Below are 23,478 nucleotides of genomic sequence, written 5' to 3' on the forward strand. Positions count from 1 at the left end.
GGCAGAAGGGGGGGGGTGTATGCCGCAGGCAAGTACAGTTACGCCTCCACCTCAGAATCCAGGGCTGGACCTCAAGGCCGAGCGCGACCGCTTCGTCGCGCTGGCGTTTTGCTGGGCGGACTTCCTGCTTGAAGTGGATATGAACGAAGCCATCGTGTTCGCGGGCGGGCCGTGGCAGGCGATCACCGGCATGACCACGCAACAACTTGTCGGCAAAAAACTCGACGACATCGTGCTGGCCGAAGACATGGGATTGATGCGCAGCCTGCTTGGCGTCGCGCGCCGCCAAGGACGTATCGAAGACGTCGACATTCGTTTTAAGGGGCAGCGCAAATCGGGGCTGCCGTTCGGGTTTGCCGGTTACTTTCTGGAAGATCTGGGCAATCACTATTTTCTCGCCCTGCGGGTATCGCGCAATCCCGGCGCGGGATTGGTTCACGGTGGGCAAAAGGCAACCGAGAGCAATCTGTACGACGCCAATTCCTTCGCCGACGTGCTGGGCGGCAAGCTCAAATCGGCGAAGCCGGGCGAAGACAACCAACTGACCTTGATCAACATGCCGGGCATGGCGGAGTTGAAAGCGCGCCTCGATGCCGACCAGACGGCGGAATTGGATAAGATCTTAGGCACCTATCTGCGGGCCAACTCGGTGGATGGCGACAGCGCCGCAGAGTTGGATGAAGGCAAATTCGGCTTGGTCCACGCCGACGATTTGGACGTCAGCAGCCTGGAAAGCCAACTGGCCAACGTGGCCAAGGATTTCGACCCGGACAAAAAGGGCATCAGCGTCGAAGCCGCAACCATGGCTGTGGACGCGGAAAACATTTCCGAAGAAGACATGGCCAACGGGCTGGTCTACGCCATCAACCGCTTCAAGGAATCGGGCGGCAGCGCCGGCTTCAACATGCAGGAATTATCATCCAACCTGTCCAGTCTGGTCAGCGAGGCGGCGGAAAAAGTTTCCACTTTCAAGGCCACGGTGGCGAACAAGAATTTCCATCTGGTCTACCACCCGATCGTCAACGTCATGACCGGTGCGGTGCATCACTACGAAGCTCTGACCCGTTTCGAAGAAGGCGTGTCGCCTTACGAGATTATCACCATGGCCGAAGAAACCGGTTTGATCCCGGAATTCGATCTGGCGGTGGTGGAAAAGGGGTTGGAATTCCTCAACACCATCCCGCGCAACAATCCGATGTCCATTGCGGTGAACATTTCCGGCCAGTCCGTTGCGTCGGAATGGTACGTGAACGCCTTGCACAATATCATGAGCGACAACAAGTGGGCCAAGGGGCGGATGGTGTTCGAAATCACCGAGTCGGCGAAAATGGAAGACCTGGAAAGCGCCAACAATTTCATTCAGCGCTTGCGCAAGGACGGCTATCCGGTGTGCTTGGACGATTTCGGCGCGGGCGCGGCGAGCTTCGGTTATCTGATGCGTCTGGAAGTGGACGTGGTCAAGATCGACGGTCCGGTGGTCAAGGACGCCCAGCGCGCCCGGCGCGGCAAGGCGTTGTTCGAAAGCATGGCGACGCTATGCAAGAACCTCGGCATCGAAACCATTGCCGAAATGGTCGACGATCAGCAAGGTTTGGATTTCGTGCGCAAATGCGGCATCGATTTCGCCCAGGGCTATCTGTTCGGCAAGCCCAACGCCAACACCAAGGCCTTCAACATGGCCAAGCACATTCACATGTTTCCCAATCCAGCGTTTTCCACCGGACGGACATGGTGACGTCGGTAGCTTCATTTCGCCGCTGAGGCGCTGGGCATTAGGCGCGCGGGAATCGCTTTGCTATTGCGAATTTCCCTAAAAAACAGTATGTTCAGTACACGTTGCACTTTCGTCTAGTGTTCCCTGCTGACCGCGTTTGACTTTCTTCTGCGGCCCAACATGTTACCTCCTGACATTGTGAGCGTTACCAAAGCGGGCCGCCAAGGTGGTTGCCCGCCATTTCTCTATGTCAAAGGAATACAAGTTATGGCTAAAGGTACCGTGAAGTGGTTCGACGCCACCAAAGGTTTTGGTTTCATTGAGCCGGAAGACGGTTCTAAGGACGCATTCGTCCACATCACGGCTGTTGAGCGCGCTGGTCTGTCCGGTCTGCGCGATGGCCAAAAGGTCGAATTCGACCTGACCGCCGGCAAGAACGGCAAAATGGCGGCCGATAACATCGTCGCCCTGGACTAAGTCTCCGACTTAAGATCCAGACGGGGCTCGCGGGGCGTGGTCTCAATCAGAGGCCGCGCCCGCGCCTTTTGCCCCAATTTATGAAAAGAGATTATATGACTGATTTTAAAGGGCTCGGATTGATCGAGCCCCTAATGCGCGCTGTTGAGGCCGAGGGCTATACCACGCCCACGCCCATTCAAGCGCAATCCATTCCGGCCCTGTTGAAGGGCCGCGACCTGCTGGGTGTTGCCCAGACGGGTACGGGCAAGACGGCATCGTTCGTGCTGCCCCTGTTGCAGCGCTTGAACGAAGCCAACGCCCAGCCGGCCCGCAAAACGCCGCGCGTGTTGATTTTGGCGCCGACGCGCGAATTAGCGCTGCAAATTCACGACAGTATTGAAACCTACGCCCGCTTTCTCGACATCCGCTCAGCCGTGGTGTTCGGCGGCGTGCCGTTGCTCAAACAGGCGAAAGCCTTGGGCCAAGGCGTGCATATCGTCGTCGCGACGCCGGGCCGCTTGATGGACCTGATGAACCAAGACAAGGTCCGCCTCAATCGGGTGGAGACGTTTATCTTGGACGAAGCGGATCGCATGCTCGACATGGGATTCGTCAACGACGTGCGTAAGATTTCCGCCCAAGTGCCGGACAAACGCCAAACCGTGCTGTTTTCCGCGACCATGCCCGACAACGTGCGCAAGCTCGCCGACGGCCTGACCGACAACCCGGTGCAGATTGAGGTTACCCCGCAATCGACCACCGCCGAACGTATCGGCCAGCGGGTGTTGTTCGTGCCCAAGCAGAAAAAGCGCGAACTTCTGACCACGGTCCTCAAAGACAAAGACGTCAAACGCGTCTTGGTCTTCACCCGCACCAAGCACTCGGCCGATCGCGTGGCGCGCCATCTGGAACAAGGCGGCATCCGCGCCGGTGCGATCCATGGCAATAAAACCCAAAACGCCCGTCAGCGCGCGCTGGAAGGCTTCCGTAAGGGCCAACTGCGCGCCCTGGTGGCCACCGACATCGCCGCACGCGGTATCGACGTCGACGGCGTGACCCACGTCATCAACTTCGACCTGCCCAACGATGCGGAAAACTACGTACACCGCATCGGCCGCACGGCACGTGGTGGCGAAACAGGTGAAGCGATCTCGTTCTGCGACGCCGAAGAGCGTGGCTATCTGCGCGGCATCGAAAAAGCCATCCGCCAAGCGGTGGATGTGTTTGCCGATCATCCGTTCCATGCCGAAGCCATCGCCGAGCCGGAGCAGGACCCGCCCAAGCAAGGCGGCAATCGTGGCGGCGGACGCGGTGGTGGACAAGGTCGTCCGCAAGGCCGTGCCGGCCAGCCTGCCAAGGGCAAAGGCCACCGTCCCAAGGACGGCAAACGTCACAGTGACAAAGGCCATGGCGGTCATGGGCATGGCTCGACCGGTGCGGGGGCGAAAAACCACGGCGCCAAACGCGGCAGCGGTGGTAATCGCGCGAAAAGCGGCGGCCCACGCGCAGCCTAAAACGCATTATCGAAAAAAAAAGACCGGCCAATAGGCCGGTCTTTTGCGTTCACGGATCGTACGAGGCGCTTATTCCGACGTAATCAGCGTGCCCGCGCCGTGTTTGGTGAACAGTTCCAAAAGCACCGCGTGGGGGATGCGGCCGTCAATGATGACGGCGGCTTCCACGCCCCCGTCGATGGCGTCGAGGCAGGTTTCCACCTTGGGGATCATGCCGCCCTTGATGACGCCTTTTTTGATCAGGTCGCGGGCCTGGGTGGCGGTCATGCGGGCAATCAGTTTGCCATCTTCGTCCAGCACACCCTTGACGTCGGTCAGCATCAACAAACGCTTGGCGTTCATTTCGGCGGCGATGGCGCCGGCCGCCGTGTCGGCGTTGATGTTGAGGGTTTCGCCGTTGGGACCGACGCCGATCGGCGCGATCACCGGGGTGATGTCGCTTTGTTCGAAAAAGTCCAGAACGTGCGGGGTGATCGAGGTGGGCTCGCCGACCAAACCCAGATCGAGAATGCGCTCAATGTTGGAATCGGGATCTTGCACCGTGCGGCGCAGCTTTTCGGCGCGGATCAGGTTGCCGTCCTTGCCCGACAGGCCGACGGCAAAGCCGCCCGCAGCGTTGATTTCGGTGACGATGTGCTTGTTGATCGAGCCCGCCAGGACCATTTCGACCACGTCCACGGTTTCTTTGTCGGTGACCCGCAGACCGTGGATGAATTCGCTTTCGATTTTCAGCTTGTCGAGCATTGCGCCGATTTGCGGTCCGCCGCCGTGCACCACGATGGGGTTCGCGCCGACTTGGCGCAACAGGGCGATGTCGCGGGCGAACAATTCGGCCAAGGACGGATCGCCCATGGCGTTGCCGCCGTATTTGATCACCAGCGTCTCGCCCGAATAGCGGCGCATGTAGGGCAGCGCCTCGGACAAGGTTTTGGCTTGGTTCAACCAAGCTTCGGGCGGGGCTTCGGGATCGATTTTGATTTTTGCGTCATCTGCCATAATGGCCTCAAATTACATGAGTTGTTGCAAGTCCGCTAGAGACTTATAGCTAGGCCTGGACGAGCTGCGCCAGCTCGGCGCGCAGTTCTTCGATGCCGATTTTCTTGGCCGAACTGGTACAGCGCACGATGGGATGCGCAGCGACGTGGCGGGCCAATTCTGCGTGGGTGGTTTCGAGCAGCTTTTCCAGCGGCCCGGCCTTGATCTTGTCGACCTTGGTCAGCACCACCTGATAGGACACCGCCGCGGTGTCGAGCATCTTCATCACGCCGCGGTCGACGTCCTTGATGCCATGGCGCGCGTCGATCAGCACCAGCACGCGGCGCAATTCCTGACGGCCCTTCAGATAGGCGTTGACCAACCGGGTCCACTTGGCGACCTGGTCCTTGGGCGCTTTGGCGTATCCATAGCCGGGCAGGTCGGCGATGATCATCTTCGCGCCGAGATCGAAAAAGTTGATCTGCTGGGTGCGCCCCGGGGTGTGTGATGTGCGCGCAATCGACTTGCGCCCGGTCAGGGCATTGACCAACGACGACTTGCCGACGTTTGAGCGTCCGGCGAAGGCGATTTCGGGCAGGTCGGTGCCGGGAATTTGGCTCAGTCCAGCCGCGCCGAGCATGAACGTACACTCGCCCGCGAACATGACGCGTCCGGCTTCGATTTGTTCGGGCTCGAAGCTGTCGTCGAGGGGAAGTGGTTGAATGTCGTTCATTTCAGGACCTGACCGGCGGGGGACTTAGTCCCCCACCTTTACGCCCATGCGGCGCATGATCAGCCACTGCTGCAAGATGCTCAGCGTGTTGTTCCAGGCCCAGTAGATCACCAAACCGGCGGAGAACGATGCCAGCAAGAAGGTGAAGATGAACGGCAGGTACATGAACACCTTGGCCTGCACCGGGTCGGTGGGCTGGGGGTTCAGGCGCTGTTGCAGCCACATGGTGAAGCCCATGATGATCGGCCAGATGCCGATGTCGATGGGCCCGGGGATGTAGGCGAGGTAGTTCCAATCGACCAGACCGAACAGCGTCCAGACGCTGGCGGGGTCCTTCGCCGAGAGATCTTGAATCCAGCCGAAAAACGGCGCGTGGCGCATTTCGATGGTGACCAACAGCACCTTGTAGAGCGCGAAGAAAATTGGGATCTGCACCAAGATCGGCAAGCAACCCGCCGCCGGGTTGGCCTTTTCCTTCTTGTACAGCGCCATCATTTCCTGGTTCAGGCGCATTTTGTCTTCTTTGAAGCGTTCCTGCAGCTTTTTGATTTCCGGCTGCAGTTTCTTCATTTTGCTCATCGCAACGTAGGACTTGTTGGCCAGCGGGAACAAAACCGCCTTGATCGCCACGGTGAGCAGCAAGATGGCGATGCCGAAGTTACCCAGGACACCGTGCAAATAGTGCAGACCATAGAAAATCGGCTTGGTGAGGAAGTAGAACATGCCGAAATCGACCGCCAGATCGAAATTCACGATGCCGAGATTTTCAGCGTAGCTGTCGAGCAACGTGACACGCTTGGCGCCGGCGAAGAAGCGCGAGGTGTTTTCGGCGCTGGCGCCGGGTTGCACGTCCATCTGTTGGCCGGCGAAATCGCTTTGGTATTTTTCAATCACGCCGGATTTGGAATACAGCATGCGCGTGTTCACGGCTTTGGCCTGATCGGGGATCAAGGCCGTCAGCCAGTATTTGTCGGTAAAGCCAAGCCAGCCGCCGGTGGTGGGGATCTTCATTTCCCCATCGGATTGAACGTCGTCGTATCCAACCTCTTTCAGTGTGCCGTCGAACACACCGAGTGGACCTTCGTGCAGGATGTACAGACCGGACCCTTGCGGCGTGCCCCAACGCGTCACCAGGCCGTAAGGGCTCAACGTCACCGGCTGCGCGGAATGGTTTTCAACCCGCTGGGTGATGGTGAACATGAAATCCTTGTCGATTTCGATGATGCGTTTGAAGATCAAGCCTTGGCCGTTGTCCCAGCTCAACGTCACCGGAGCAGCGGGGGACAAAACGCCCTTGTCGGCGCTCCACACCGTGTCGTTGCCCGGCAGCTTGACGTTCTGGCCGACCCAGCCGTATTCGGCATAGTAGGCGTCTTCGGTGCCGCGCGGCTTGAGCAGGCGGATCTTGGCGCTGTCTTTGTCCAAGGTTTCGTTGTAGCCGTTCAAAATCAAATCGTCGATGCGCCCGCCCTTGAGAGCGATGGAGCCGGTGACGCTGGGCGACGTGATGGACACACGCGCGCCTTGGCCGAGGATTTGTTCGATACTTTGCGTGGCATCGACAACCGGCACGTCGGACATGGGCGCCACGCCGGGCTGGGCGGTGGACTGGGGTGCCGCCGGCATCTGAGGGGCGGTGGACGGGGGCGCGTCCGGGCTCGGCTGGCCGGTCGTCGTCGCGACGTTCGCCGGTTGCGGCGGTGCGGACGGAAACAGCGTCTCAAAGCCCAGCAGAATGGCGACGGAGAGCACGATCGCCAGTATCAGATTGCGGTTGTCCATGTTTAAGTCCAGTCCCCAGTGGCCCGCGCAATGGCGTTGGCCCCGTTTTATATACGTTTCGTGTTAAGCTTTAGGGTCCGCCCCGCAGCATATGTCGCCTGACGTGCCGTGATGGTCGTGCCGATGTGCGTGGGTGTGCATATCCGTGCCCGGAACGGGATCGAACCCGCCGTCGTTCCACGGATGGCAGCGGGCAAAGCGCTTCAGCCCCAGCCAGCCGCCTTTCAGCGCGCCGTGGGTCTCAAGGGCTTGCAGGGTGTACGATGAGCACGTGGGATAGAAGCGGCAGCTCCCCGGCAGAACCGGTGAGATGATCCACTTGTAGCCCAAAACCAAGGCGCGCATGACAAATGCGAGCGGGTTCATTGTGCGTCCTCTTGTTGTGGCGCGTCGACCGCGATGCCCATCTTGCGCAGCGCTTTCAACAAATCGTCGACCAACTTAGGGTAAGGCCGGGTCAATGTCGCGCGTCGTCCGATGATCACCAAGTCGTACCCGGCCAAATTCGGCTCCTGATCGCCGCCAATCAAGCAGCGGGGTAGAATTTCTGCGGCCAAGGCCCGTAACCGGCGTTTGGCGCGATTGCGCGCGACCGAATTTCCGACCTTGCGGCTGACCGTGAAGCCAACACGCAAAAAGCCATCCGTGCGGGCCGATAGACCGTCCGCCGGGTGGCTTTTGACCTGGAGGATTAACCCAGGAGAGGCCCACTTCTTACGCGTCGCCGCAACCCGGAGAAATTCCGGGCGCGTCTTTAGGCGCTCGATCCGGGGCCTCATGTCACCGGGAATTAAGCGGACAGGCGTTTGCGACCCTTGGCGCGACGTGCGGCCAGGATGCGGCGGCCACCAACGGTCGCCATGCGGCTACGGAAGCCATGGCGGCGTTTGCGAACCAGTTTGCTCGGTTGATACGTGCGTTTCACGTGACGTCTCCGTTATCTGAAATCAAGGTGCGGTGTATACGGGCTCAGCGCCCGGAAGTCAACGGCTGGGGAGTCTTTTCACTCAGCTTTTTTTTCGGCGTTTTCATTGCATTTCAAATGTGTTGGCTGGGCGGGCATGATAATTATTTAACTGATCGTTCCATATTGGCTGGGCTTTAAGGGTGCTATACTCACGACTATGGGCACTGAAATGGGGTGGAAAGATGGTCGATAGCCGACAAAATGGGGGCGAATTGCCACGCCCGCGCGACAAAGGCCTGAAGCGTTTTGCGCCGATCGCGGTGGTGCTTGTGGGGGTGATCGCCTTTTTCGCCAGCGGCGCGCACAACTATCTGAGCTTCGAGGCCTTGGCGCGTCACCGCGCCGATTTATTGGATTACGCCCAACAGCATGCTGTCGCCGCGGTGGTGGTGTTCATGCTGGCGTATGTGGTGGTGATCGGGTTTTCCTTGCCGGGCGGGGTGTGGCTGACCTTGGCGGGCGGCTTCGTGTTCGGCGGTTGGGCGACGGGGATTTACGTCGTGTTCAGCGCCACCGTCGGCGCAACCTTGATTTTTTTGGCCGCGCGATATGCCTTTGCCGACCTGTTTCGCGCCCGTGCCGGTTCGGCGCTGGCGAAGATGGAAGCGGGATTTTGCGAAAACGCCTTCAATTATCTGTTGGTGTTGCGCCTGGTGCCGTTGTTTCCGTTCTGGCTGGTTAATCTGGTTCCGGCGTTGCTGGACGTGCGTTTGCGGACGTATGTCGTGGCGACGTTCCTGGGCATCATTCCCGGCACCTTCGTTTACGCCCATGTGGGCGCGGGGCTGGGGGCGGTGTTCGACAGCGGCGGCGAGCCCGATTTGGGGGTGATTTTTCAGCCTGCGGTGTTGTTGCCGATCCTCGCTCTCGCGGCGTTGTCGTTGGTGCCGATTGCCTATCAAAAGCTGAAAGGTGCGTCATGAGCAATTCAGTGGTCTTCGATCTGTGCGTCATCGGCGCGGGGTCCGGCGGATTGTCGGTCGCCGCGGGCGCGGCGCAAATGGGCGCCAGCGTGGTGTTAATTGAAAAAGCCAAGATGGGCGGCGATTGCCTCAACACCGGCTGCGTGCCGTCCAAGGCTTTGCTGGCAGCGGGGCGTGCGGCGGAAAGCGCACGCCGTGCGGACCGTTTCGGCATCAAGACCGGCAAGGTCGGCGCCAACGGCAAAAAGGTCTTTGCCCACGTCGAAGACGTGATCGCGCGGATCGCGCCCCACGACAGTGTCGAGCGGTTCGAAAGCTTGGGCGTCACGGTCATTCAAGGCGCCGCCCGCTTCACCGCTCCCGATACGGTCGAGGCGGCGGGCGAGAGCGTGGTGGCGCGCAAATTTGTCATCGCCACGGGTTCAAGTCCGCGCATTCCGGCCATCGACGGGCTCGATGATCTGAACCTGCTCACCAACGAAAACATATTCGATCTCAAAGAAATACCGGATCACTTGATTGTCATCGGCGGCGGTCCCATCGGCTGCGAAATGGCCCAGGCGTTTCGTCATTTGGGTGCCGAGGTGACGCTGTTGGAAATGGCCAAGATCCTGCCCAACGACGATCCCGAACTGGTCGGCACAGTGCGGATGCGGCTGTTGGAAGATGGCGTGGTGATTCACGAAGACGCCCAGGTGGTGCGCACGAGCGGCACGGCTCAAGCGCCGGAAGTGGTCGTCGTCGACGAGGATGGACGCGAGCATCTGATCCAAGGCACCCATCTGTTGGTGGCCGCCGGACGCCAGCCCAACGTGATGGGACTGGGGCTGGAGCACGCGGGCGTTAATTTCACCCCCAAAGGGATCGAGGTCGACACGCGCTTGCGCACCAGCAACAAACGCATCTTTGCCATCGGCGACGTGGCGGGCGGGCTGCAATTCACACACGTCGCCAGCCATCACGCCGGCGTGGTGATCCGCAACGTACTGTTCAAGTGGCCATCAAGGACCAAGCTCGACCATGTGCCGTGGGTCACGTACACCGACCCCGAACTGGCCCAGGCGGGGCTCACCGAAGCCCAGGCGCGGACACGCTTCGGCGCGCGGGTCAAAGTTTTGACGTGGCCGTTTGCGGACAACGATCGCGCCCAAGCGGAACGCGAGACCGAGGGGCTGATCAAGGTCGTGCTGTCGTCGCGGGGTAAGATTCTCGGTGCCGGTATCTGTGGCCCGCATGCGGGGGATTTGATCCAGCCTTGGGTATTGGCCATGGAGCAAGGGCTGAAAATCGGCGCGATGGCATCAACCATAGCACCCTATCCAACGTTCGGAGAAATCTCCAAGCGCGCTGCGGGCGGCTATTTTACGGCGTTTTTGTACGGCCCGCGGATGCGCAAGATCGTGGGCGTTTTGCAGAAATGTTTCTAGGCTGTTACACGGTAATTCTTCGTTGTGTCACAGGTCCTTGATATACTGGATATCCCCGGTAAATGTGGGACTTGTCCGTGGAGGATGCCATGAACGCTGAGAAAACCCCCGTCAAAAAAACCAGTTATCGCGCCATGACCTCGTTGGTGACGACGTGGTCGTTTATCATCGCCACGGTCACCGGGGTGGTGTTGTACATCGTGCCGCAAGGGCGCATTGCATACTGGGTAAATTGGAAATTGTGGGAGCTGACCAAGGACGGTTGGACCGACCTACACGTGATTTTTTCCGTGGTGTTCGTGGTCGTCGGCGTGGCCCACCTAGCCTACAACTGGAAGCCGTTCAAAAATTACATGGCCGAACGCGCCGCGGGTCACGTTCACGTCAAACGCACGGTCTACGGCTCGCTGGCCATTACGGCGGTGTTTTTCGGGCTGTCGATTTTCAATCTGCCGCCCGCCAACTGGATTTTCGATCTCGGTGACTATTTCAAGGAAGGCTGGATCGTTTCCGCCGATTACGAACCGCCGTTCGGTCACGCCGAAGAGGTCTCTTTGGCCGGGTTCGCCCAACGCCAGCGCATCGACTTGAAAGCCGCAATTGCCGAATTGGAGGCTGCGGGCATCAAGGTGCCCGAGCAGCAGATGAAGCTCAAAGACATCGCGGCGCTCAATTCCATCACCCCGATGCAGATTTACTTGGTGATCAAGCCGCTGGAACAACGCCCCAAGCTTAAGGCCAGCTTCAAACCCGAAGACGTCGAGGCGCAATTTTCCGGAACCGGCATCGGCCGCAAAACTCTGGCCGAAATGGCCGCCGAGCTGAAATTAGACGTCGCCACCGCCGAGGCCCGCCTAGCCATGGCGGGCGTCAAAGGCAAAGCCGTCGACAAGATGAAAGCCATCGGCGAAGCGCATGATCTGGATGCCATCGAACTGGTGAAGATCTTGCTGATCGAAGGCTATCGCCCATGAGCGCAGCCAGCCCCCAGGCATGGGATCCCGGCACGTATTTGCAATTCGAAGACCTGCGCCTGCGCCCAGCCCTGGATTTGCTGGCGCGGGTGGGGTTGGAGCAGGCGGCGCGGATCACCGATCTCGGCTGTGGCGCAGGCAACGTCACGCCATTTTTGCGCCGCCGCTGGCCGGATGCGCAGATCACTGCGCTGGACAGCTCTGCCGAGATGCTGGCGCGCGCCAAGGCCGACCATGTGGACCTCACCGTCACGTGGCGGCAGGCCGACGTGCGCACCTGGGCCGCCGGCGAAACGCAAGACCTGATCTATTCCAACGCGGTGCTGCACTGGCTGGATGATCACGAAAACCTCTTTCCGCGTTTGATGGGGGAACTCAACCCCGGCGGCGTGCTGGCGGTGCAGATGCCCGATCAGTTCGCCCAACCGTCCCATGTGTTGATGCGTCAGGTGGCGGCTGAAGGACCGTGGGCGGCGACCTTGACGCCGTTGCTGCGCCCCGCACCGGTGGCGCATCCGGGGGCGTATTACGATTGGTTGCGCCCTCACGCCGCCAGTCTCGACATTTGGCAAACCACCTATACCCAGGTGCTGGATGGCGACGACGCGGTGCTCAACTGGATTTCGTCGACCGCGCTGAAACCACTGACGGAAGCCTTGGACGACGAGATGCGCCAAGCCTTCACGGATGCGCTGGGGGCCGAACTGCGCCGCGCCTATCCCAAACGCGCCGACGGCAAGACTTTATTTGCCTTTCAGAGGTTGTTCGTGGTTGTCGCGAAGACCTGATATACTAAGGCGGTGCTTTGCAATTTTCTGCGTTTAAGCGTATATTGTGCATTGCAACATAACTGAGGCGGGCCCGAAAGAGGCCCATCAGATCTGGGAATCGACATGAGCACACATAAACCCATCGATATCGAAGGCGCGTTGCGCAAGCTGACCGTGCCCGACATCCGCGCGCGCAAGCGCCGCGACGGGGCCGAGCCGCTGGTGTGTCTGACCGCTTACACCGTGTTGACGGCGCGTTTGTTGGATGCGCACACCGATCTGTTGCTGGTGGGCGATAGCCTCGGCATGGTGATCTATGGCCTCGACACCACCGTCGGCGTGACCATGGATATGATGATCGCCCACGGCCAAGCGGTGATGCGCGGCGCCAAGCGCTCGTGCGTGATCGTCGACATGCCGTTCGGCTCGTATCAGGAAAGCCCCGAAATCGCCTTTCGCAATGCCGCACGCATCATGAAGGAAGTGGGCTGCGCCGGAATCAAGATCGAAGGCGGTGTGGAAATGGCTGCGACGGTCAAATTCTTGTCCGAGCGCGGCATTCCGGTGCTCGGCCACGTTGGTTTGATGCCCCAATCGGTCAACACCGCAGGTGGTTTCAAAGCCCAAGGCCGCGGTGAAGCGGAAGCGGAAAAAATCGTCGAAGATGCCAAGGCGCTGGCCGACGCGGGCGCGTTCGCCATCGTCGTCGAAGGCACCATGGAACCGATTGCGCGCCGTATCACCGACGAAATCGACGTGCCGACCATCGGCATCGGCGGCTCACCGGCTTGCGACGGGCAGATTCTGGTGACCGAGGACATGGCCGGACTGTTCACCGAGTTCAAACCGAAATTCGTCAAACGGTATATGGATCTTGGCGCGGGTTTGGCCGAAGCGGCGCGTTTGTACGCCGAAGAGGTGCGCACGGGCGCATTTCCATCCGATGAGCACTGTTTCGGCGTAAAGAAAAAGGACCATCGCTGAGCGCGATTGGGCCCGATATGACGATCTCCACTCTTCGCACCGTAGCAGAGCTTCGCGCCACCGTGCGCGCCTGGCGTGACGCTGGGCTCAGCGTCGGTTTGGTGCCGACCATGGGGGCCCTGCACAGCGGTCATTTGCGACTGGTCGAAACCGCCCTGCAAGCCTGCGACCGGGTGATCGTGACGTTGTTCGTCAACCCCACCCAGTTCGGCGAAGGCGAAGATTTTTCCGTCTATCCGCGCGACGAAGACCGCGACCGCAGTCTGGCCGAAAACCAAGGCGCGCACGTGCTGTTCGCGCCGACGGTCGATGAGATGTATCCGCCCGGTAGTGTGACCGAAGTCCATGTGCCGGGCCTCGACAGCGTGCTGGAAGGCGCATTTCGACCCGGCCACTTCACCGGCGTCGCCACGGTGGTGACCAAATTGTTGTCGATGGCTGGGGCCGACCGTGCGTTTTTCGGCGAAAAGGATTATCAGCAACTTCAGGTCATCAAAATCTTGGCCCGCGACCTGTGCATCCCCACGATCATCGAAGGCGTTCCCACCGTGCGCGAAGCCGACGGTCTGGCGTTGTCGTCGCGCAATGCCTATCTCAGCGCGGCGGAGCGTCTCACCGCCCCCAAGCTCAACGCCGTGCTGCGCCGGACGGCAAACGAATTTCGCGCGGGTGGCGCGGGCGAGGCGCTGTCGCGTGCGGCGGAGCGGGAGTTGAGCGCGCTGGGCTTCGGTCCGGTGGATTATGTCGCCATCGTCGATGCTGCGACCTTGCAGCCTTTGGAGCGCTATGACGACCAGCGCCCCGCGCGGGTTTTGGCGGCGGCCAAATTGGGGCGCACGCGGCTGATCGACAATATTGCCGTAGACAGCGCATCTTAATGCGCTAGGTTCTCCGTCATGAATGGATACGTAGGCCTGTTCCTGTCGGCGTTTCTCGCCGCGACCATCTTGCCGTTTTCGTCCGAAGCCGTGCTCGCGGGGTTGAGCGTCGCGGGTGGGCTGGACGCGGCGCTGCTGTGGGCCGTGGCCACGGCGGGCAACACCCTCGGCGCGCTGGTCAACTGGGTGCTCGGGCGGTGGTGCTTGCATTGGCAGGACCGCAAATGGTTTCCGTTCAAATCCGATGATCTGGACAAGGCCGACGCTTGGTTCGCTAAGTGGGGCGTGTGGTCGCTGCTGCTCAGTTGGGTGCCGATCATCGGTGATCCCATCACCTTCGCGGCGGGCTTTTTACGGGTCCACCTGGGCGTGTTTTTGCTGTTGGTGACGATTGCCAAGGGCGGGCGCTATGTGGTGGTTCTGGCGATCGCTCAGGGCTTTTTGTAGGTGACCCGGTAAATCAGCCCCGCCGCATCGTCGCTGATCAACAGCGAACCGTCGGGCAGTTCTTCCAAATCCACCGGGCGGCCGGTGACGTCGCCGTTTGGCCGCAGCCAGCCTTCGATAAACGGTTCATGCCCGACGACCCGGCCCGTATCGTCGAAACGCACCCGCATGATCAAGTAACCCACCGGGCTGGAGCGATTCCACGAGCCATGCTGCGCGACGAAGGCATCGCCGCGGTACTCTTCGGGAAACATGCGCCCGTCGTAAAAATCCAGTCCTAAGGGCGCGACGTGGGCCTGAAAGCGCACCACCGGCGGGATCATGCCGCTTGGCACCGGCAAAAGCCGGAAATGCGGGGCGCGGTCTTCACCGCCGCCATACCAGGGGAACCCGTAATGTGCGCCGGGCGCGGCCATCGCGTTCAGCTCATCGGGCGGGCTGTCGTCGCCCATGCCGTCGGCGCCGTTGTCGGTGAAAAAGATCTGTCCGGTGGTGGGATGGTAATCGATGCCGACCGTATTGCGCACCCCGGTGGCGACGAGTTCCGGCTTGTCCCACTGTCCCGGGGTGAATTTCAAGATGCCGCCTTCATAGCCGCTGAGGCTGCACACGTTGCACGGCGCGCCGACGCCGACATAAAGCGCGCCGTCCGCGCCGAAGCGGATATAGCGGTTGCCGTGCCAGTCCTTGTCCGGCAGATCGTCGAACAGGACTTCGGGTTGGGCGTCGGTCAGCGCATCGATGGACGGCACGTGGTAGCGGGTCACGCGGTGCTGTTCGACGACGTAGAGGTAGCCGTCCTTCCACGCAATGCCGTTGGGCGACGTCAGACCGCGCAACACCGGATACGTGGGGCGCAGGTCGTCGTCATCGCTCAGCGGGACGGCGTATACGGTGTCGTGGCGGGTGCTGACGAACAGCACGCCCAAATCTTCGGCCAACGCCAGAGAGCGCGCTGCTGGGGCTTTGGCGAACACGGAAATGGAAAAATTGGGCGGCAGCTTCAGGCCATAGGCGGCGTGGGCGGCATGCCCAGACAAGGCACAAACGGACAGTATGACGCCCATCAGCAATCGCTTCGGGCGGGCTTTGCGCCAGATGGTTGCGATCAAATCCATGGCCGAATTTTGCCCGTTGTCCGCCAGCCATGCAATCCACAAAAAAACTGCCCATGGACCGAGCCATGGGCAGTTTTCATTGGATAGATTTCTAAGCGAACTTAGAAATCGTAGCTGATGCCGACTTCGAAATCGTGCTGCTTCATTTGCAGATCGATCGGAGCAGCTGCGCCACCAAAGATGTGGTTGACGTTGACGCCGGTGATGTTGGCGTTGAACGCGTGGGTGTAGGACATCGACAGAGCCAGGTTCGGGGCCATGTCGTAGGTGCCGCCAACGCTGACGTGCGTGTTCACAACGGCCGGGGCAAGGATGTTGAACAGCGTTTCGTGTTGGGAGAACGCCGCCGAGTTGTGGCTGATGCCAGCGCGCAGGTCGAGATCGTCACTGTACTTGTACTGTCCGCCAAGTTTAACAACGTCCATGTTCTGCCAGCCGAAGCCGATACCCTGGCTGTTACCAAGCGAGTTGTTACCGATCTTACCACCGGCACCGGTGTGGAACGACGCAACCGAGATGTTGTGGCTGTTCGCGATCGAGGGCACCGTGCTGTAGAAAATGCGCTGCAGGTCGACGGCCATCGTCAACTTGTCGTCAACTTTGTAAGACCCACCGAAGCTGACGGTCGGGGGAATGTCGAAATCACCCTTTTCAGCAAACAGACCGGCGTACTTGTCGAACTTCTGCATGTACATTTTCGTTTGAGCCATGGCGCCCAAGGTCAGCTTGTCGTTGATTTCACCCAACCAGCCCAAACGCACACCGTAACCGTAGGAATAATCGTATCCATTGTCGGTCAGTTTGGTGTTATCCGAAGAGATCGAACCAAAGCCTTGCAGACCCGTTGCCTTGAACCGCTGAGCGGCAAAGGTCGGGGTGATGCCGATGGAGTGGATGCTGTCGATCTGGTGGGCGTAGGTTAAGCCCAAGAAAGCCTGTGCAAGATCGATGCCGGTACGGCCGCTGGTGCCGCCGGTGAAGACGTTGGTGGCATAATCCGTGTTCATGCCGCCGTTGGCCGACAGCGTCACGCCGAGGGAATAATCGCCCATGTCCCAGTTCACGCCGAAGCTCGGGACGTAGAAGATGTTGTTGCTGCTCTTCTGGTCGTTGTCGTTCATGAAGTTCGTGGCGGCAGCGCCTGCAGTCGAATATTTGCGAAGCGGCGAGAAGATGGCCACAGCGCCCTCAACCTTGTTGCCGATTTTTTTCATGCCGGCAGGGTTGTTCATCGCGGCTTGGGTATCTTGCGGCATAGCCATGCCTGCGCCGGCCATACCTTTGGCTTTGGTGCCGTAGGCGTTGGAAAAATAGCCGTTGGTGGCGCTGGCCGTACCTGCAAATGCCATGACTACGGCGGCTGCGGCAACACCTGACAGTAGGGTCAGCTTAAAGTTGCTCTTCATATTATGTATTCCCCCTTGGTGCCGGTCTTCGTGGCTGAGCCCACGGTCGGGCCGGCATCGTTACGTTTGTGGTGCGTGCTGAGTATAGATCAATAAGTGCAATTTGATCCAGGTGTTCATCGTCAATATAACCGACCATAAATCCTGTTCAGCAGAATGTGTCAGAAATCTAACGGATTTTATTAGATTATGAGTAGTATCTATGTAGCACTGTAATGGATTTTTCTAATGTGTTGCCAATGTGCAACATTGCGAAACTGACCGAATCGAAAGGTGATTGGCTCACCTCGATCATTTTTAGGGTGATTTTGTTAAATTCACATTTTCTAATGTTAAATTATCGATGATCTATCGGAGCGAGTTTGCGCCGAAAAAAAACGCCGACCGGATGAGTGGTCGGCGCTTTTGATTGTCGGTTGCAAACCTCTTAACGCAGATAGAGATGAACCTCGTTGGTCGATGCGCTGGAAGCGGTTTTGCCGGACACGGCGACACGTGCGGGCGGCAGGCCCATTTCCACAAGCGAGCGCAGCACGTCTTCGGCGTGGCGACGGGCTTTGGTGGAATTCAACGCTACCCGCGCGGGGCCGCCCGATGCAGGCGCCACGGCGACCAGGTCGAACGCGGCGTTGGGGCGACGTTCGAGAACCTTACCCACGGCATTGTAAAGAGCCTGTTGATAGGGAACCTTGTCGCGATCAAAGCGAATCACAACCAGCGGGCGGCGACCGGACGTATCCATCGGCTTGCCTGCAACGGGGCCGGGGCCAGCGGCGCTTTGCGCCACGTTGGACAGGCTCGCACCATAAATTTCGCCGGTTTTGATGCCGGCGGCGAGCGTGTTCAGGTTGGAGCGTTCGGAAGCCACGTAGCTGCTTTGACGACGGATGTCGTCGGTGGATTCTTTAAGCAGGCGTTCGATCAAAACAACAGTCTGGTCGACTTCGTCTTGCAAAATCGTCAATTGGCGATGGTCTTCGTCCACCGCGCCCGACACGCCAAAGGCCGCGCGGGTCGATTCGGCCAGATACGACGACATGGTCGACATGCCCGCCACCGCGGTGGCCAGCTTATTCATCGCGGCGATACCGACGTTGAGGTTATCCAACGAAGTTTGCGCGGTGTTGAACTGTTGCACCAAAATCGGGTTGCCCGGCGTGGTGCCGACCTGAAGGCGGGAATTCACCGCCGCGACCGTGTTGTGGTAGTTCTGCGCGCTGGCGACCATTTCGGCACGCTGCGTTTGCAGTTGAGCATTGTGGGTGCTGACCTGGTCTTGCAGGCGCTGCAGCTCGGCCCTCAGTTCGGCGACCTTGCGGCCGACGAAGGTCCCGGTGTCTTGTCCTGGCGTAACGCCGACAGGCCGGAAATCCGTGGTGCCGAGTTGCGGCGGCGGCGAACCAGCGCCATCGATTGCCTCGGTCTGCGTGGTCTGAGCCATCGATGCGGGCATGGTGGCCTGAGGCGGAGTTTCCGCCGTCGGGTCTTCGCCTGTCAAAGAAGGCCACAGGGCTGATTCAGAAAACGAGCAGGCCGGCAGCAGAAAAGCGGCCCCTACGATCATTGCCCGGAACTTCGAAAAATCCATTTCGCGCGTTCGCCTTTAACTTGGAACCTAAGAGTCGGAGTCTAAAAAAGATCATCCCCCACAGAGTGAAGCAAGTCCTTCAAAGCGTTTGAATAACATGTCTCACAGCGATTTTTGCAGCGATCTTACTCAATGCCCAAAGCTGCGGCAAGGACGGATTTCGATAATTGCCAAGGCTTTATGCGCATTTGTAAATAGCGGGCTTTTAACTTGGTTCATAAAGTTGAAAAAAACTGTGACGTTACCCCTTGCCAACCGGGCAGGGCTGGAGTAGGTTCCGCCCGCTTCCGCTGCAAGGCGGTGACGCACCTAAGGACCCTTAGCTCAGCTGGATAGAGCATCTGACTACGAATCAGAAGGTCGGGCGTTCGAATCGCTCAGGGTCCGCCAAAAACAAGCCTCAGAGATCGGCCGCCGCGCGGTTTTGAGCTCTGAGGCTTTTGTTTTTTGCCCCGATCACGGTATCCGGTTTAAGGCGTCCATGACGATTCGTGCCAGTTTCGGCATAGCGTCTTGCAGCGCAGGCGCGTCGAAACCGCAAAATCCGAGCAACAAACCGCGTCTTGGGTGTGCCCCCGCGCAGTAGGTCGATAGTGCCGGGCACGACAGGCCTGCGTCAGTGGCGCGCGCCGCGATTTCGACGTCGTCGCAATCGGACGGCAGATGCACGACCAAGTGCATGCCGCTGTGATGATCGCGCCACTGCACCCGCTCATCAATGAAATGATCGCGGAACAATCCGATCAAGACGCGGCGGCGTTCCGCATAGATGCGGCGCATGCGCCGGATATGGCGATAAAACCCACCGTCTTGCATGAACACGCCCAACGGGCGTTGGCCGATCAGGGACGCTTTTGAGCCAAACCGCGCCAAGGTCGCGCCGATGTTCGGGATGAGGTGGCGGGGCATCACCAAAAAGCCCAGCCGCAAGGTATCGGAAAAAACTTTCGAAAAGCTGCCGATATAAAGCGTGCGGCCATGATTGTCGAAACTGGACAAGGCGGGAATCGGGCGCCCACCGTAGCGAAACTCGCTGTCGTAATCGTCTTCGACGATCCAACCGCCATGATGTTCGCTCCAGGCCAAAAAATCGCGCCGCCGCGCCAACGGCATCGCACCGCCGAGGGGATATTGCGACGACGGGGTCAGCACGCTCATCAATGGCACCGGCGTTGCGGTTGGCAGTTGCGCGCCGTGTTCATCCACATCCAGCCAGATGGTTTGCAGGCCGAGACTTTGAATCAGTGCCCGCAGCACCCGGTAGCCGGGATTTTCCAAAGCGACCGAATCTCCCGGTTGGGCCAGGGTGCGTACACAGATTTCGAGGGCGTCGCTGGCCCCTGCGGTGATCAAAATTTGTTCGGGCGAAACTTTCATCGCCCGCCATTCGGCGAGGTAATCGGCAATGGCGGTGCGCAACAAAAGATCGCCGAACGGATCAGTCTGGATCGCCAAGGCCTGCGGATCGGTGCGTGCCACGCGCGCCAAGCACTGTCCCCATTGGCGGTGAGGAAATAAGCGCATATCCGGATGGCCGGGATGAAAGGGGCGCAAGGCAGACGGTTGCGCAAGGGCAGGCGTCTCGGCGACGGAGCGTGGTTGAGGGGCGGGTGCGATTTCGACCGTACCGATGTCGCTGACGTAAACGCCCGAACCAGTGCGCCCCTCGGCAAAGCCTTCGGCAATCAACTGGTCGTAAGCGGTGACGACGGTGGTGCGCGACACACCCAATTCTTCGGCAAAACTGCGCGATGGCGGCAAGCGTCGGCCCGCACCGATTTCACCGCACACGATACGCTGGCGCAAGGCGTCATAGATCTGCGCGAACATCGCCGTGGGTGCGTTCGGGTCGAGGGACAGGCCGATGAGGGGGTGATCTGGCAAAATTGGACCTATTAATAAATATATTTTTGGACATTTCAAAGATGCCAATATTTTCGTATGGGTCAATCGTCATCTGCACGAGGAGAGCTTCGATGAACGACGAATTGACCGTAACCGAGCGCACCCGGTTGCGCCGCCTGCACCAGCGCGGCAGCTTCGACCGCAAAACCATCCATGCGATTTTGGACGCGATGGCGCTGTGCCACGTCGGCTTCGTGCTGGACGGTAAGCCGGTGGTGATCCCGACGTTTCAATGGCGCGAAGGCAATCACGTCTACTGGCACGGCTCGGCGGCCAGCCGGGGCATTCGTGCGTCACAAGATCGGGATGTCTGTCTGACGGTGTCGCTGTTGGACGGCATGGTGTTGGCGCGCTCGGCCATGCACCACTCGGCGAACTTTCGGTCGGTGATGATTTATGGCCGCCCGACGATCGTCGACGACCCCGACCGCAAAGCGGCAAGTCTGAACGCGTTCATCGACAAGCTTTATCCCGGACGCAGCGCCCTGTTGCGGCCCATGACCGCGCAGGAAGCCAAAGCGACGACGGTGCTGTCCATGCCGATCGACGAGGCCTCGGCCAAGATCCGCGACGACGGCGTGTGCGACGATGAAGAAGACTACGCCCTGCCGATCTGGGCGGGCGTGCTGCCGGTCCGGTACATTGTCGGCGATCCGGTCCCCGATCCGCGCAACGTGGCGGGCGTCGAAATGCCCGCGCACGTCAAAGCGTTTACATTGGGGTGAGATCAACCGCTCACGGCTGTGGGGAAACGGCGCAGGTGTGGCCGGTGATTTTGCACAGTCCGCGATCGGCGGCCAGCCAGCCCGGACCGCGGGCCAAAATGAACATCAGCACCGCCGCCCACAACAAATGGTCGGGCCAACTGCCTGGGTAGACGAACACCTGGATCACCAGCGTCATGCCCAGCAGTCCCAACGCCGACAAGCGGGTCGCCAAGCCGACGATCAACAGCGCGCCGAGTACGTGTTCCGCGGCGGTCGCCGTGTAGGCGGCGACTTCGGGCGACAGCAGGGGGACTTTGTATTCTTCGCGAAACAGATACAAGGTGGTGTCGGTGAGATTGAAATCGCCGTCCACTTTGGTTTGTCCGGCGCGCACAAAAAACGCGCCCAAGCCAACCCGCGCCATCAGCACCATCAGGCCGTCAGGGATTGCTTTGAGACGTTGCACGGCGCGGCAATACAAGCCGGAAAGAGCGGGCATGGCGAGAGTTCCTTTTTAAGATTTCAAAGTAAAACTGCAAAATGCGCCGACGCCGAGCAACACCGCCAAAGTCGCGGCGGGATCGAAGTTTGGCATGACGGTTTGGGCGGCGGCGAAAGCGCCCTCCAGCCTGTCGCCGGCGACTAGGCGTTCGGCCAAAACGAACCCGGCTGGGGAAAGCTCGACCATTTCGACGGTTGCTTTCGGGCGCAGCACCGCCAGCGCTTGCCCTCCTTCGTCGAGGTCGACCATCGCATCCGGATCGGCGTTGCATTGGTTGATGTCCCAGATTTCCTTGATGGGGTAAGGCGATCGGACCAACTGCACGCTCGGGTGCGGCGTAAAAACCAAATCGCCGCAGATATCCGGGGCCACGCCGGTCAGGGCGACGGCGCTCAGGGCCGGGGCGTCGGCAGCGTGAAACGCGGTGTTCCAAGCCCATTCCAATTTTGCCACGTCGGGCAGATACGGCAATTCGGCGACAGAGGGCATCGTGGCGAGAAAATCGCCGAACCCTTCACCGTATTCGAACAGGCACGGCGAACGCGGTGGTTGGGCGCGCACGTAGAGGCGCGCGACGGCGTCGAAAAATTCCTCGCCGACCAATTTTTTGACCACCGAATAGGTCCCGCCCAAGGCATCGCTCAGCAAGATGGTGGTGTTGTTGCGATGCACGTTGAGGCGCTGTTCGGGCGCAAAGCCGTCGCCGATGATGGCGGCGGCCAACCCACCGGCATCGCCGCCCAACGACACGTCGCGCAGCGCGCTTTGCAGATCGGACAAACGATCAGACAAGGGCGGCATGGCGAACCTCTTCGGTTGCGCTGGCGCGCGCCAGAATGCGGTCGGCCTTGGCGGCTTCATCGAGCAGCACGTCGAGTTCGGGGATATTGCTGTCCCACTCGATCAAGGTCGGCTTGGGGCCCGTACGTTTGATAACGTGCTCATAAAGAGCCCAAACCGCGTCGCAGACCTGCGAGCCATGATCGTCGATGCGCAGGATGCGGTCATCGAAAGCTACCTCGCTGTGGCCACCGAGGTGAATTTCGCCGATGGCGTCGGCGGGAATTTGATCGACATAGGCGATCGGGTCGAACCCGTGGTTCATGGCGCTGACATAGACGTTGTTGACGTCGAGCAGCACCGCGCAATCGCTTTTGTCGATGACGTTGAGCAGGAATTCGGGTTCGGAAATGACCGAGTGTTCGTAGCGCAGGTACGACGACGGGTTTTCGATCAGCACCCGGCGTTTGAGCGCATCTTGCATTTCAACCACGTGGGTCGAGAAAATTTCGAGAGCTTCTTCGGTATAGGGCAGGGCGATCAGGTCATTGAGGTAAATGCCGTCGGCGATGCTCCACGACAAATGTTCGGATACCGAGCCGGGTTCGATGCGGCGCTCAAGCTCGACCAGTCGCTTCAGGTGCGTTTTGTCCAACGGCCCGGCACTGCCGAGCGACAAGCCGACGCCGTGCAGCGACAGCGGATAGCGGTCACGCATGGCGTTCAGCCACGCTTTGGTGGGGCCGCCCGCGCACATGTAATTTTCACTGTGTACTTCCAGCCAACCGATATCGGGATTGCGGTCATGGATATCTTTATAGTGTTGCGCCTTGAGCCCGATTCCGGACTGCGCGGGTAGTGACGCGGCCGAAATCGGGCTGGCAAGACGGTGCGCGGTGTGAGCCAAATTGGTCATCTCGCGCAT

General features: G+C 59.8%; 24 protein-coding genes and 1 tRNA gene. 12 read left to right on the forward strand and 13 right to left on the reverse strand.

The window, feature by feature from the left end; genetic code table 11:
* Positions 1-19 precede the first annotated feature (19 nt).
* The 3 genes from VIN96_RS11315 (at position 20) to VIN96_RS11325 (ending at position 3,687) form a co-directional block, all read left to right on the forward strand.
* Positions 20-1,735 carry a sensor domain-containing phosphodiesterase gene (locus tag VIN96_RS11315; RefSeq protein WP_331896279.1) on the forward strand — a complete coding sequence of 572 codons (1,716 nt, stop codon included), beginning with the start codon at positions 20-22 and terminating at the stop codon, positions 1,733-1,735.
* A gap of 246 nt (positions 1,736-1,981) precedes the next feature.
* Positions 1,982-2,191: a cold-shock protein gene (locus tag VIN96_RS11320; RefSeq protein ID WP_331896282.1), complete on the forward strand. Its 210-nt coding sequence runs from the start codon at positions 1,982-1,984 to the stop codon at positions 2,189-2,191.
* Between the two features lie 95 nt (positions 2,192-2,286).
* The gene (locus tag VIN96_RS11325) at positions 2,287-3,687 is read left to right on the forward strand and encodes a DEAD/DEAH box helicase (RefSeq protein ID WP_331896283.1); all 1,401 of its coding nucleotides are present in this window, start codon (positions 2,287-2,289) and stop codon (positions 3,685-3,687) included.
* A 69-nt stretch (positions 3,688-3,756) separates the two neighbouring features.
* On the opposite strand, the gene argB is transcribed toward VIN96_RS11325, so the two are convergent.
* The 6 genes from argB to rpmH all read right to left on the reverse strand — a co-directional run bounded on the left by argB (position 3,757) and on the right by rpmH (position 8,102).
* A complete protein-coding gene (gene argB, locus VIN96_RS11330; protein WP_331896285.1) occupies positions 3,757-4,683 on the reverse strand; it encodes an acetylglutamate kinase in 927 nt (308 codons plus the stop codon).
* Positions 4,684-4,732: 49 nt separating this feature from the next.
* Positions 4,733-5,395, reverse strand: coding sequence for a ribosome biogenesis GTP-binding protein YihA/YsxC (gene yihA / locus VIN96_RS11335; protein WP_331896287.1), 663 nt, complete (start codon positions 5,393-5,395; stop codon positions 4,733-4,735).
* 24 nt (positions 5,396-5,419) lie between these two features.
* Entirely contained in the window at positions 5,420-7,177 is a 1,758-nt protein-coding gene (yidC, locus tag VIN96_RS11340) for a membrane protein insertase YidC (protein ID WP_331896288.1), read from the reverse strand.
* 63 nt (positions 7,178-7,240) lie between these two features.
* Positions 7,241-7,543, reverse strand: a complete 303-nt coding sequence (yidD, locus tag VIN96_RS11345; protein ID WP_331896289.1) for a membrane protein insertion efficiency factor YidD — start codon at positions 7,541-7,543, stop codon at positions 7,241-7,243.
* Positions 7,540-7,956 (reverse strand): ribonuclease P protein component, encoded by a 417-nt coding sequence (gene rnpA / locus VIN96_RS11350; protein ID WP_331896290.1) that lies wholly within the window; start codon positions 7,954-7,956, stop codon positions 7,540-7,542. The genes yidD and rnpA overlap by 4 nt, the downstream gene beginning before the upstream one ends.
* Before the next feature lie 11 nt (positions 7,957-7,967).
* Positions 7,968-8,102 (reverse strand): 50S ribosomal protein L34, encoded by a 135-nt coding sequence (rpmH, locus tag VIN96_RS11355; RefSeq protein ID WP_331896291.1) that lies wholly within the window; start codon positions 8,100-8,102, stop codon positions 7,968-7,970.
* 224 nt (positions 8,103-8,326) lie between these two features.
* Between rpmH and VIN96_RS11360 the strand changes: the two genes are divergently transcribed.
* The 7 genes from VIN96_RS11360 (at position 8,327) to VIN96_RS11390 (ending at position 14,547) form a co-directional block, all read left to right on the forward strand.
* Entirely contained in the window at positions 8,327-9,067 is a 741-nt protein-coding gene (locus VIN96_RS11360) for a TVP38/TMEM64 family protein (RefSeq protein WP_331896293.1), read from the forward strand.
* Positions 9,064-10,494, forward strand: coding sequence for a dihydrolipoyl dehydrogenase family protein (locus tag VIN96_RS11365; RefSeq protein ID WP_331896294.1), 1,431 nt, complete (start codon positions 9,064-9,066; stop codon positions 10,492-10,494). The genes VIN96_RS11360 and VIN96_RS11365 overlap by 4 nt, the downstream gene beginning before the upstream one ends.
* A gap of 89 nt (positions 10,495-10,583) precedes the next feature.
* Entirely contained in the window at positions 10,584-11,468 is an 885-nt protein-coding gene (locus tag VIN96_RS11370; protein WP_331896295.1) for a DUF4405 domain-containing protein, read from the forward strand.
* On the forward strand, positions 11,465-12,256 hold the full coding sequence (locus tag VIN96_RS11375) for a methyltransferase domain-containing protein (protein WP_331896297.1): 792 nt from the start codon (positions 11,465-11,467) through the stop codon (positions 12,254-12,256). The genes VIN96_RS11370 and VIN96_RS11375 overlap by 4 nt, the downstream gene beginning before the upstream one ends.
* 105 nt (positions 12,257-12,361) lie before the next feature.
* Entirely contained in the window at positions 12,362-13,222 is an 861-nt protein-coding gene (gene panB, locus VIN96_RS11380) for a 3-methyl-2-oxobutanoate hydroxymethyltransferase (protein ID WP_331896298.1), read from the forward strand.
* A 17-nt stretch (positions 13,223-13,239) separates the two neighbouring features.
* Positions 13,240-14,100 carry a pantoate--beta-alanine ligase gene (gene panC, locus VIN96_RS11385; protein ID WP_331896300.1) on the forward strand — a complete coding sequence of 287 codons (861 nt, stop codon included), beginning with the start codon at positions 13,240-13,242 and terminating at the stop codon, positions 14,098-14,100.
* An 18-nt stretch (positions 14,101-14,118) separates the two neighbouring features.
* Entirely contained in the window at positions 14,119-14,547 is a 429-nt protein-coding gene (locus VIN96_RS11390; protein WP_331896302.1) for a YqaA family protein, read from the forward strand.
* On the opposite strand, the gene VIN96_RS11395 is transcribed toward VIN96_RS11390, so the two are convergent.
* The 3 genes from VIN96_RS11395 to VIN96_RS11405 form a co-directional block, all read right to left on the reverse strand.
* On the reverse strand, positions 14,532-15,665 hold the full coding sequence (locus VIN96_RS11395; protein WP_331896304.1) for a PQQ-dependent sugar dehydrogenase: 1,134 nt from the start codon (positions 15,663-15,665) through the stop codon (positions 14,532-14,534). The two genes, VIN96_RS11390 and VIN96_RS11395, sit on opposite strands and share 16 nt — an antisense overlap.
* A 101-nt stretch (positions 15,666-15,766) precedes the next feature.
* Positions 15,767-17,071: an OmpP1/FadL family transporter gene (locus VIN96_RS11400; protein WP_331896306.1), complete on the reverse strand. Its 1,305-nt coding sequence runs from the start codon at positions 17,069-17,071 to the stop codon at positions 15,767-15,769.
* 427 nt (positions 17,072-17,498) lie between these two features.
* Positions 17,499-18,512 (reverse strand): hypothetical protein, encoded by a 1,014-nt coding sequence (locus tag VIN96_RS11405; protein ID WP_331896308.1) that lies wholly within the window; start codon positions 18,510-18,512, stop codon positions 17,499-17,501.
* 460 nt (positions 18,513-18,972) lie between these two features.
* Between VIN96_RS11405 and VIN96_RS11410 the strand changes: the two genes are divergently transcribed.
* Positions 18,973-19,049: transfer RNA gene (locus VIN96_RS11410), tRNA-Arg, on the forward strand.
* A 66-nt stretch (positions 19,050-19,115) separates the two neighbouring features.
* Here VIN96_RS11410 and VIN96_RS11415 read toward each other — a convergent pair.
* On the reverse strand, positions 19,116-20,543 hold the full coding sequence (locus VIN96_RS11415; protein WP_331896310.1) for a PLP-dependent aminotransferase family protein: 1,428 nt from the start codon (positions 20,541-20,543) through the stop codon (positions 19,116-19,118).
* A 92-nt stretch (positions 20,544-20,635) separates the two neighbouring features.
* On the opposite strand from VIN96_RS11415, the gene VIN96_RS11420 reads away from it, so the two are divergent.
* On the forward strand, positions 20,636-21,289 hold the full coding sequence (locus VIN96_RS11420; protein ID WP_331896311.1) for a pyridoxamine 5'-phosphate oxidase family protein: 654 nt from the start codon (positions 20,636-20,638) through the stop codon (positions 21,287-21,289).
* 10 nt (positions 21,290-21,299) lie between these two features.
* Here the strand turns inward: VIN96_RS11420 and VIN96_RS11425 are convergent, their stop codons facing one another.
* The 3 genes from VIN96_RS11425 to VIN96_RS11435 are packed head-to-tail and all read right to left on the reverse strand — an operon-like array spanning position 21,300 to position 23,469.
* Positions 21,300-21,770: a DoxX family protein gene (locus VIN96_RS11425; RefSeq protein WP_331896312.1), complete on the reverse strand. Its 471-nt coding sequence runs from the start codon at positions 21,768-21,770 to the stop codon at positions 21,300-21,302.
* Positions 21,771-21,785: 15 nt separating this feature from the next.
* The gene (locus VIN96_RS11430) at positions 21,786-22,574 is read right to left on the reverse strand and encodes a DNA-binding domain-containing protein (protein WP_331896314.1); all 789 of its coding nucleotides are present in this window, start codon (positions 22,572-22,574) and stop codon (positions 21,786-21,788) included.
* Positions 22,558-23,469, reverse strand: a complete 912-nt coding sequence (locus tag VIN96_RS11435) for a DUF692 domain-containing protein (RefSeq protein ID WP_331896316.1) — start codon at positions 23,467-23,469, stop codon at positions 22,558-22,560. The genes VIN96_RS11430 and VIN96_RS11435 overlap by 17 nt, the downstream gene beginning before the upstream one ends.
* Positions 23,470-23,478 lie beyond the last annotated feature (9 nt).

Source organism: Magnetovibrio sp. (genome assembly GCF_036568125.1).
In the GTDB taxonomy this organism is placed as follows: domain Bacteria; phylum Pseudomonadota; class Alphaproteobacteria; order Rhodospirillales; family Magnetovibrionaceae; genus Magnetovibrio.

Excerpts from the sequence above, each read along its gene's own strand:
- VIN96_RS11315 (WP_331896279.1), top strand. The coding sequence starts at position 20 with ATGCCGCAGGCAAGTACAGTTACGCCTCCACCTCAGAATCCAGGGCTG.
- VIN96_RS11320 (WP_331896282.1), top strand. The coding sequence starts at position 1,982 with ATGGCTAAAGGTACCGTGAAGTGGTTCGACGCCACCAAAGGTTTTGGT.
- VIN96_RS11325 (WP_331896283.1), top strand. The coding sequence starts at position 2,287 with ATGACTGATTTTAAAGGGCTCGGATTGATCGAGCCCCTAATGCGCGCT.
- argB (WP_331896285.1), bottom strand. The coding sequence starts at position 4,683 with ATGGCAGATGACGCAAAAATCAAAATCGATCCCGAAGCCCCGCCCGAA.
- yihA (WP_331896287.1), bottom strand. The coding sequence starts at position 5,395 with ATGAACGACATTCAACCACTTCCCCTCGACGACAGCTTCGAGCCCGAA.
- yidC (WP_331896288.1), bottom strand. The coding sequence starts at position 7,177 with ATGGACAACCGCAATCTGATACTGGCGATCGTGCTCTCCGTCGCCATT.
- yidD (WP_331896289.1), bottom strand. The coding sequence starts at position 7,543 with ATGAACCCGCTCGCATTTGTCATGCGCGCCTTGGTTTTGGGCTACAAG.
- rnpA (WP_331896290.1), bottom strand. The coding sequence starts at position 7,956 with ATGAGGCCCCGGATCGAGCGCCTAAAGACGCGCCCGGAATTTCTCCGG.
- VIN96_RS11360 (WP_331896293.1), top strand. The coding sequence starts at position 8,327 with ATGGTCGATAGCCGACAAAATGGGGGCGAATTGCCACGCCCGCGCGAC.
- VIN96_RS11365 (WP_331896294.1), top strand. The coding sequence starts at position 9,064 with ATGAGCAATTCAGTGGTCTTCGATCTGTGCGTCATCGGCGCGGGGTCC.
- VIN96_RS11370 (WP_331896295.1), top strand. The coding sequence starts at position 10,584 with ATGAACGCTGAGAAAACCCCCGTCAAAAAAACCAGTTATCGCGCCATG.
- VIN96_RS11375 (WP_331896297.1), top strand. The coding sequence starts at position 11,465 with ATGAGCGCAGCCAGCCCCCAGGCATGGGATCCCGGCACGTATTTGCAA.
- panB (WP_331896298.1), top strand. The coding sequence starts at position 12,362 with ATGAGCACACATAAACCCATCGATATCGAAGGCGCGTTGCGCAAGCTG.
- panC (WP_331896300.1), top strand. The coding sequence starts at position 13,240 with ATGACGATCTCCACTCTTCGCACCGTAGCAGAGCTTCGCGCCACCGTG.
- VIN96_RS11390 (WP_331896302.1), top strand. The coding sequence starts at position 14,119 with ATGAATGGATACGTAGGCCTGTTCCTGTCGGCGTTTCTCGCCGCGACC.
- VIN96_RS11395 (WP_331896304.1), bottom strand. The coding sequence starts at position 15,665 with ATGGATTTGATCGCAACCATCTGGCGCAAAGCCCGCCCGAAGCGATTG.
- VIN96_RS11400 (WP_331896306.1), bottom strand. The coding sequence starts at position 17,071 with ATGAAGAGCAACTTTAAGCTGACCCTACTGTCAGGTGTTGCCGCAGCC.
- VIN96_RS11405 (WP_331896308.1), bottom strand. The coding sequence starts at position 18,512 with ATGGCTCAGACCACGCAGACCGAGGCAATCGATGGCGCTGGTTCGCCG.
- VIN96_RS11420 (WP_331896311.1), top strand. The coding sequence starts at position 20,636 with ATGAACGACGAATTGACCGTAACCGAGCGCACCCGGTTGCGCCGCCTG.
- VIN96_RS11425 (WP_331896312.1), bottom strand. The coding sequence starts at position 21,770 with ATGCCCGCTCTTTCCGGCTTGTATTGCCGCGCCGTGCAACGTCTCAAA.
- VIN96_RS11430 (WP_331896314.1), bottom strand. The coding sequence starts at position 22,574 with ATGCCGCCCTTGTCTGATCGTTTGTCCGATCTGCAAAGCGCGCTGCGC.
- VIN96_RS11435 (WP_331896316.1), bottom strand. The coding sequence starts at position 23,469 with ATGACCAATTTGGCTCACACCGCGCACCGTCTTGCCAGCCCGATTTCG.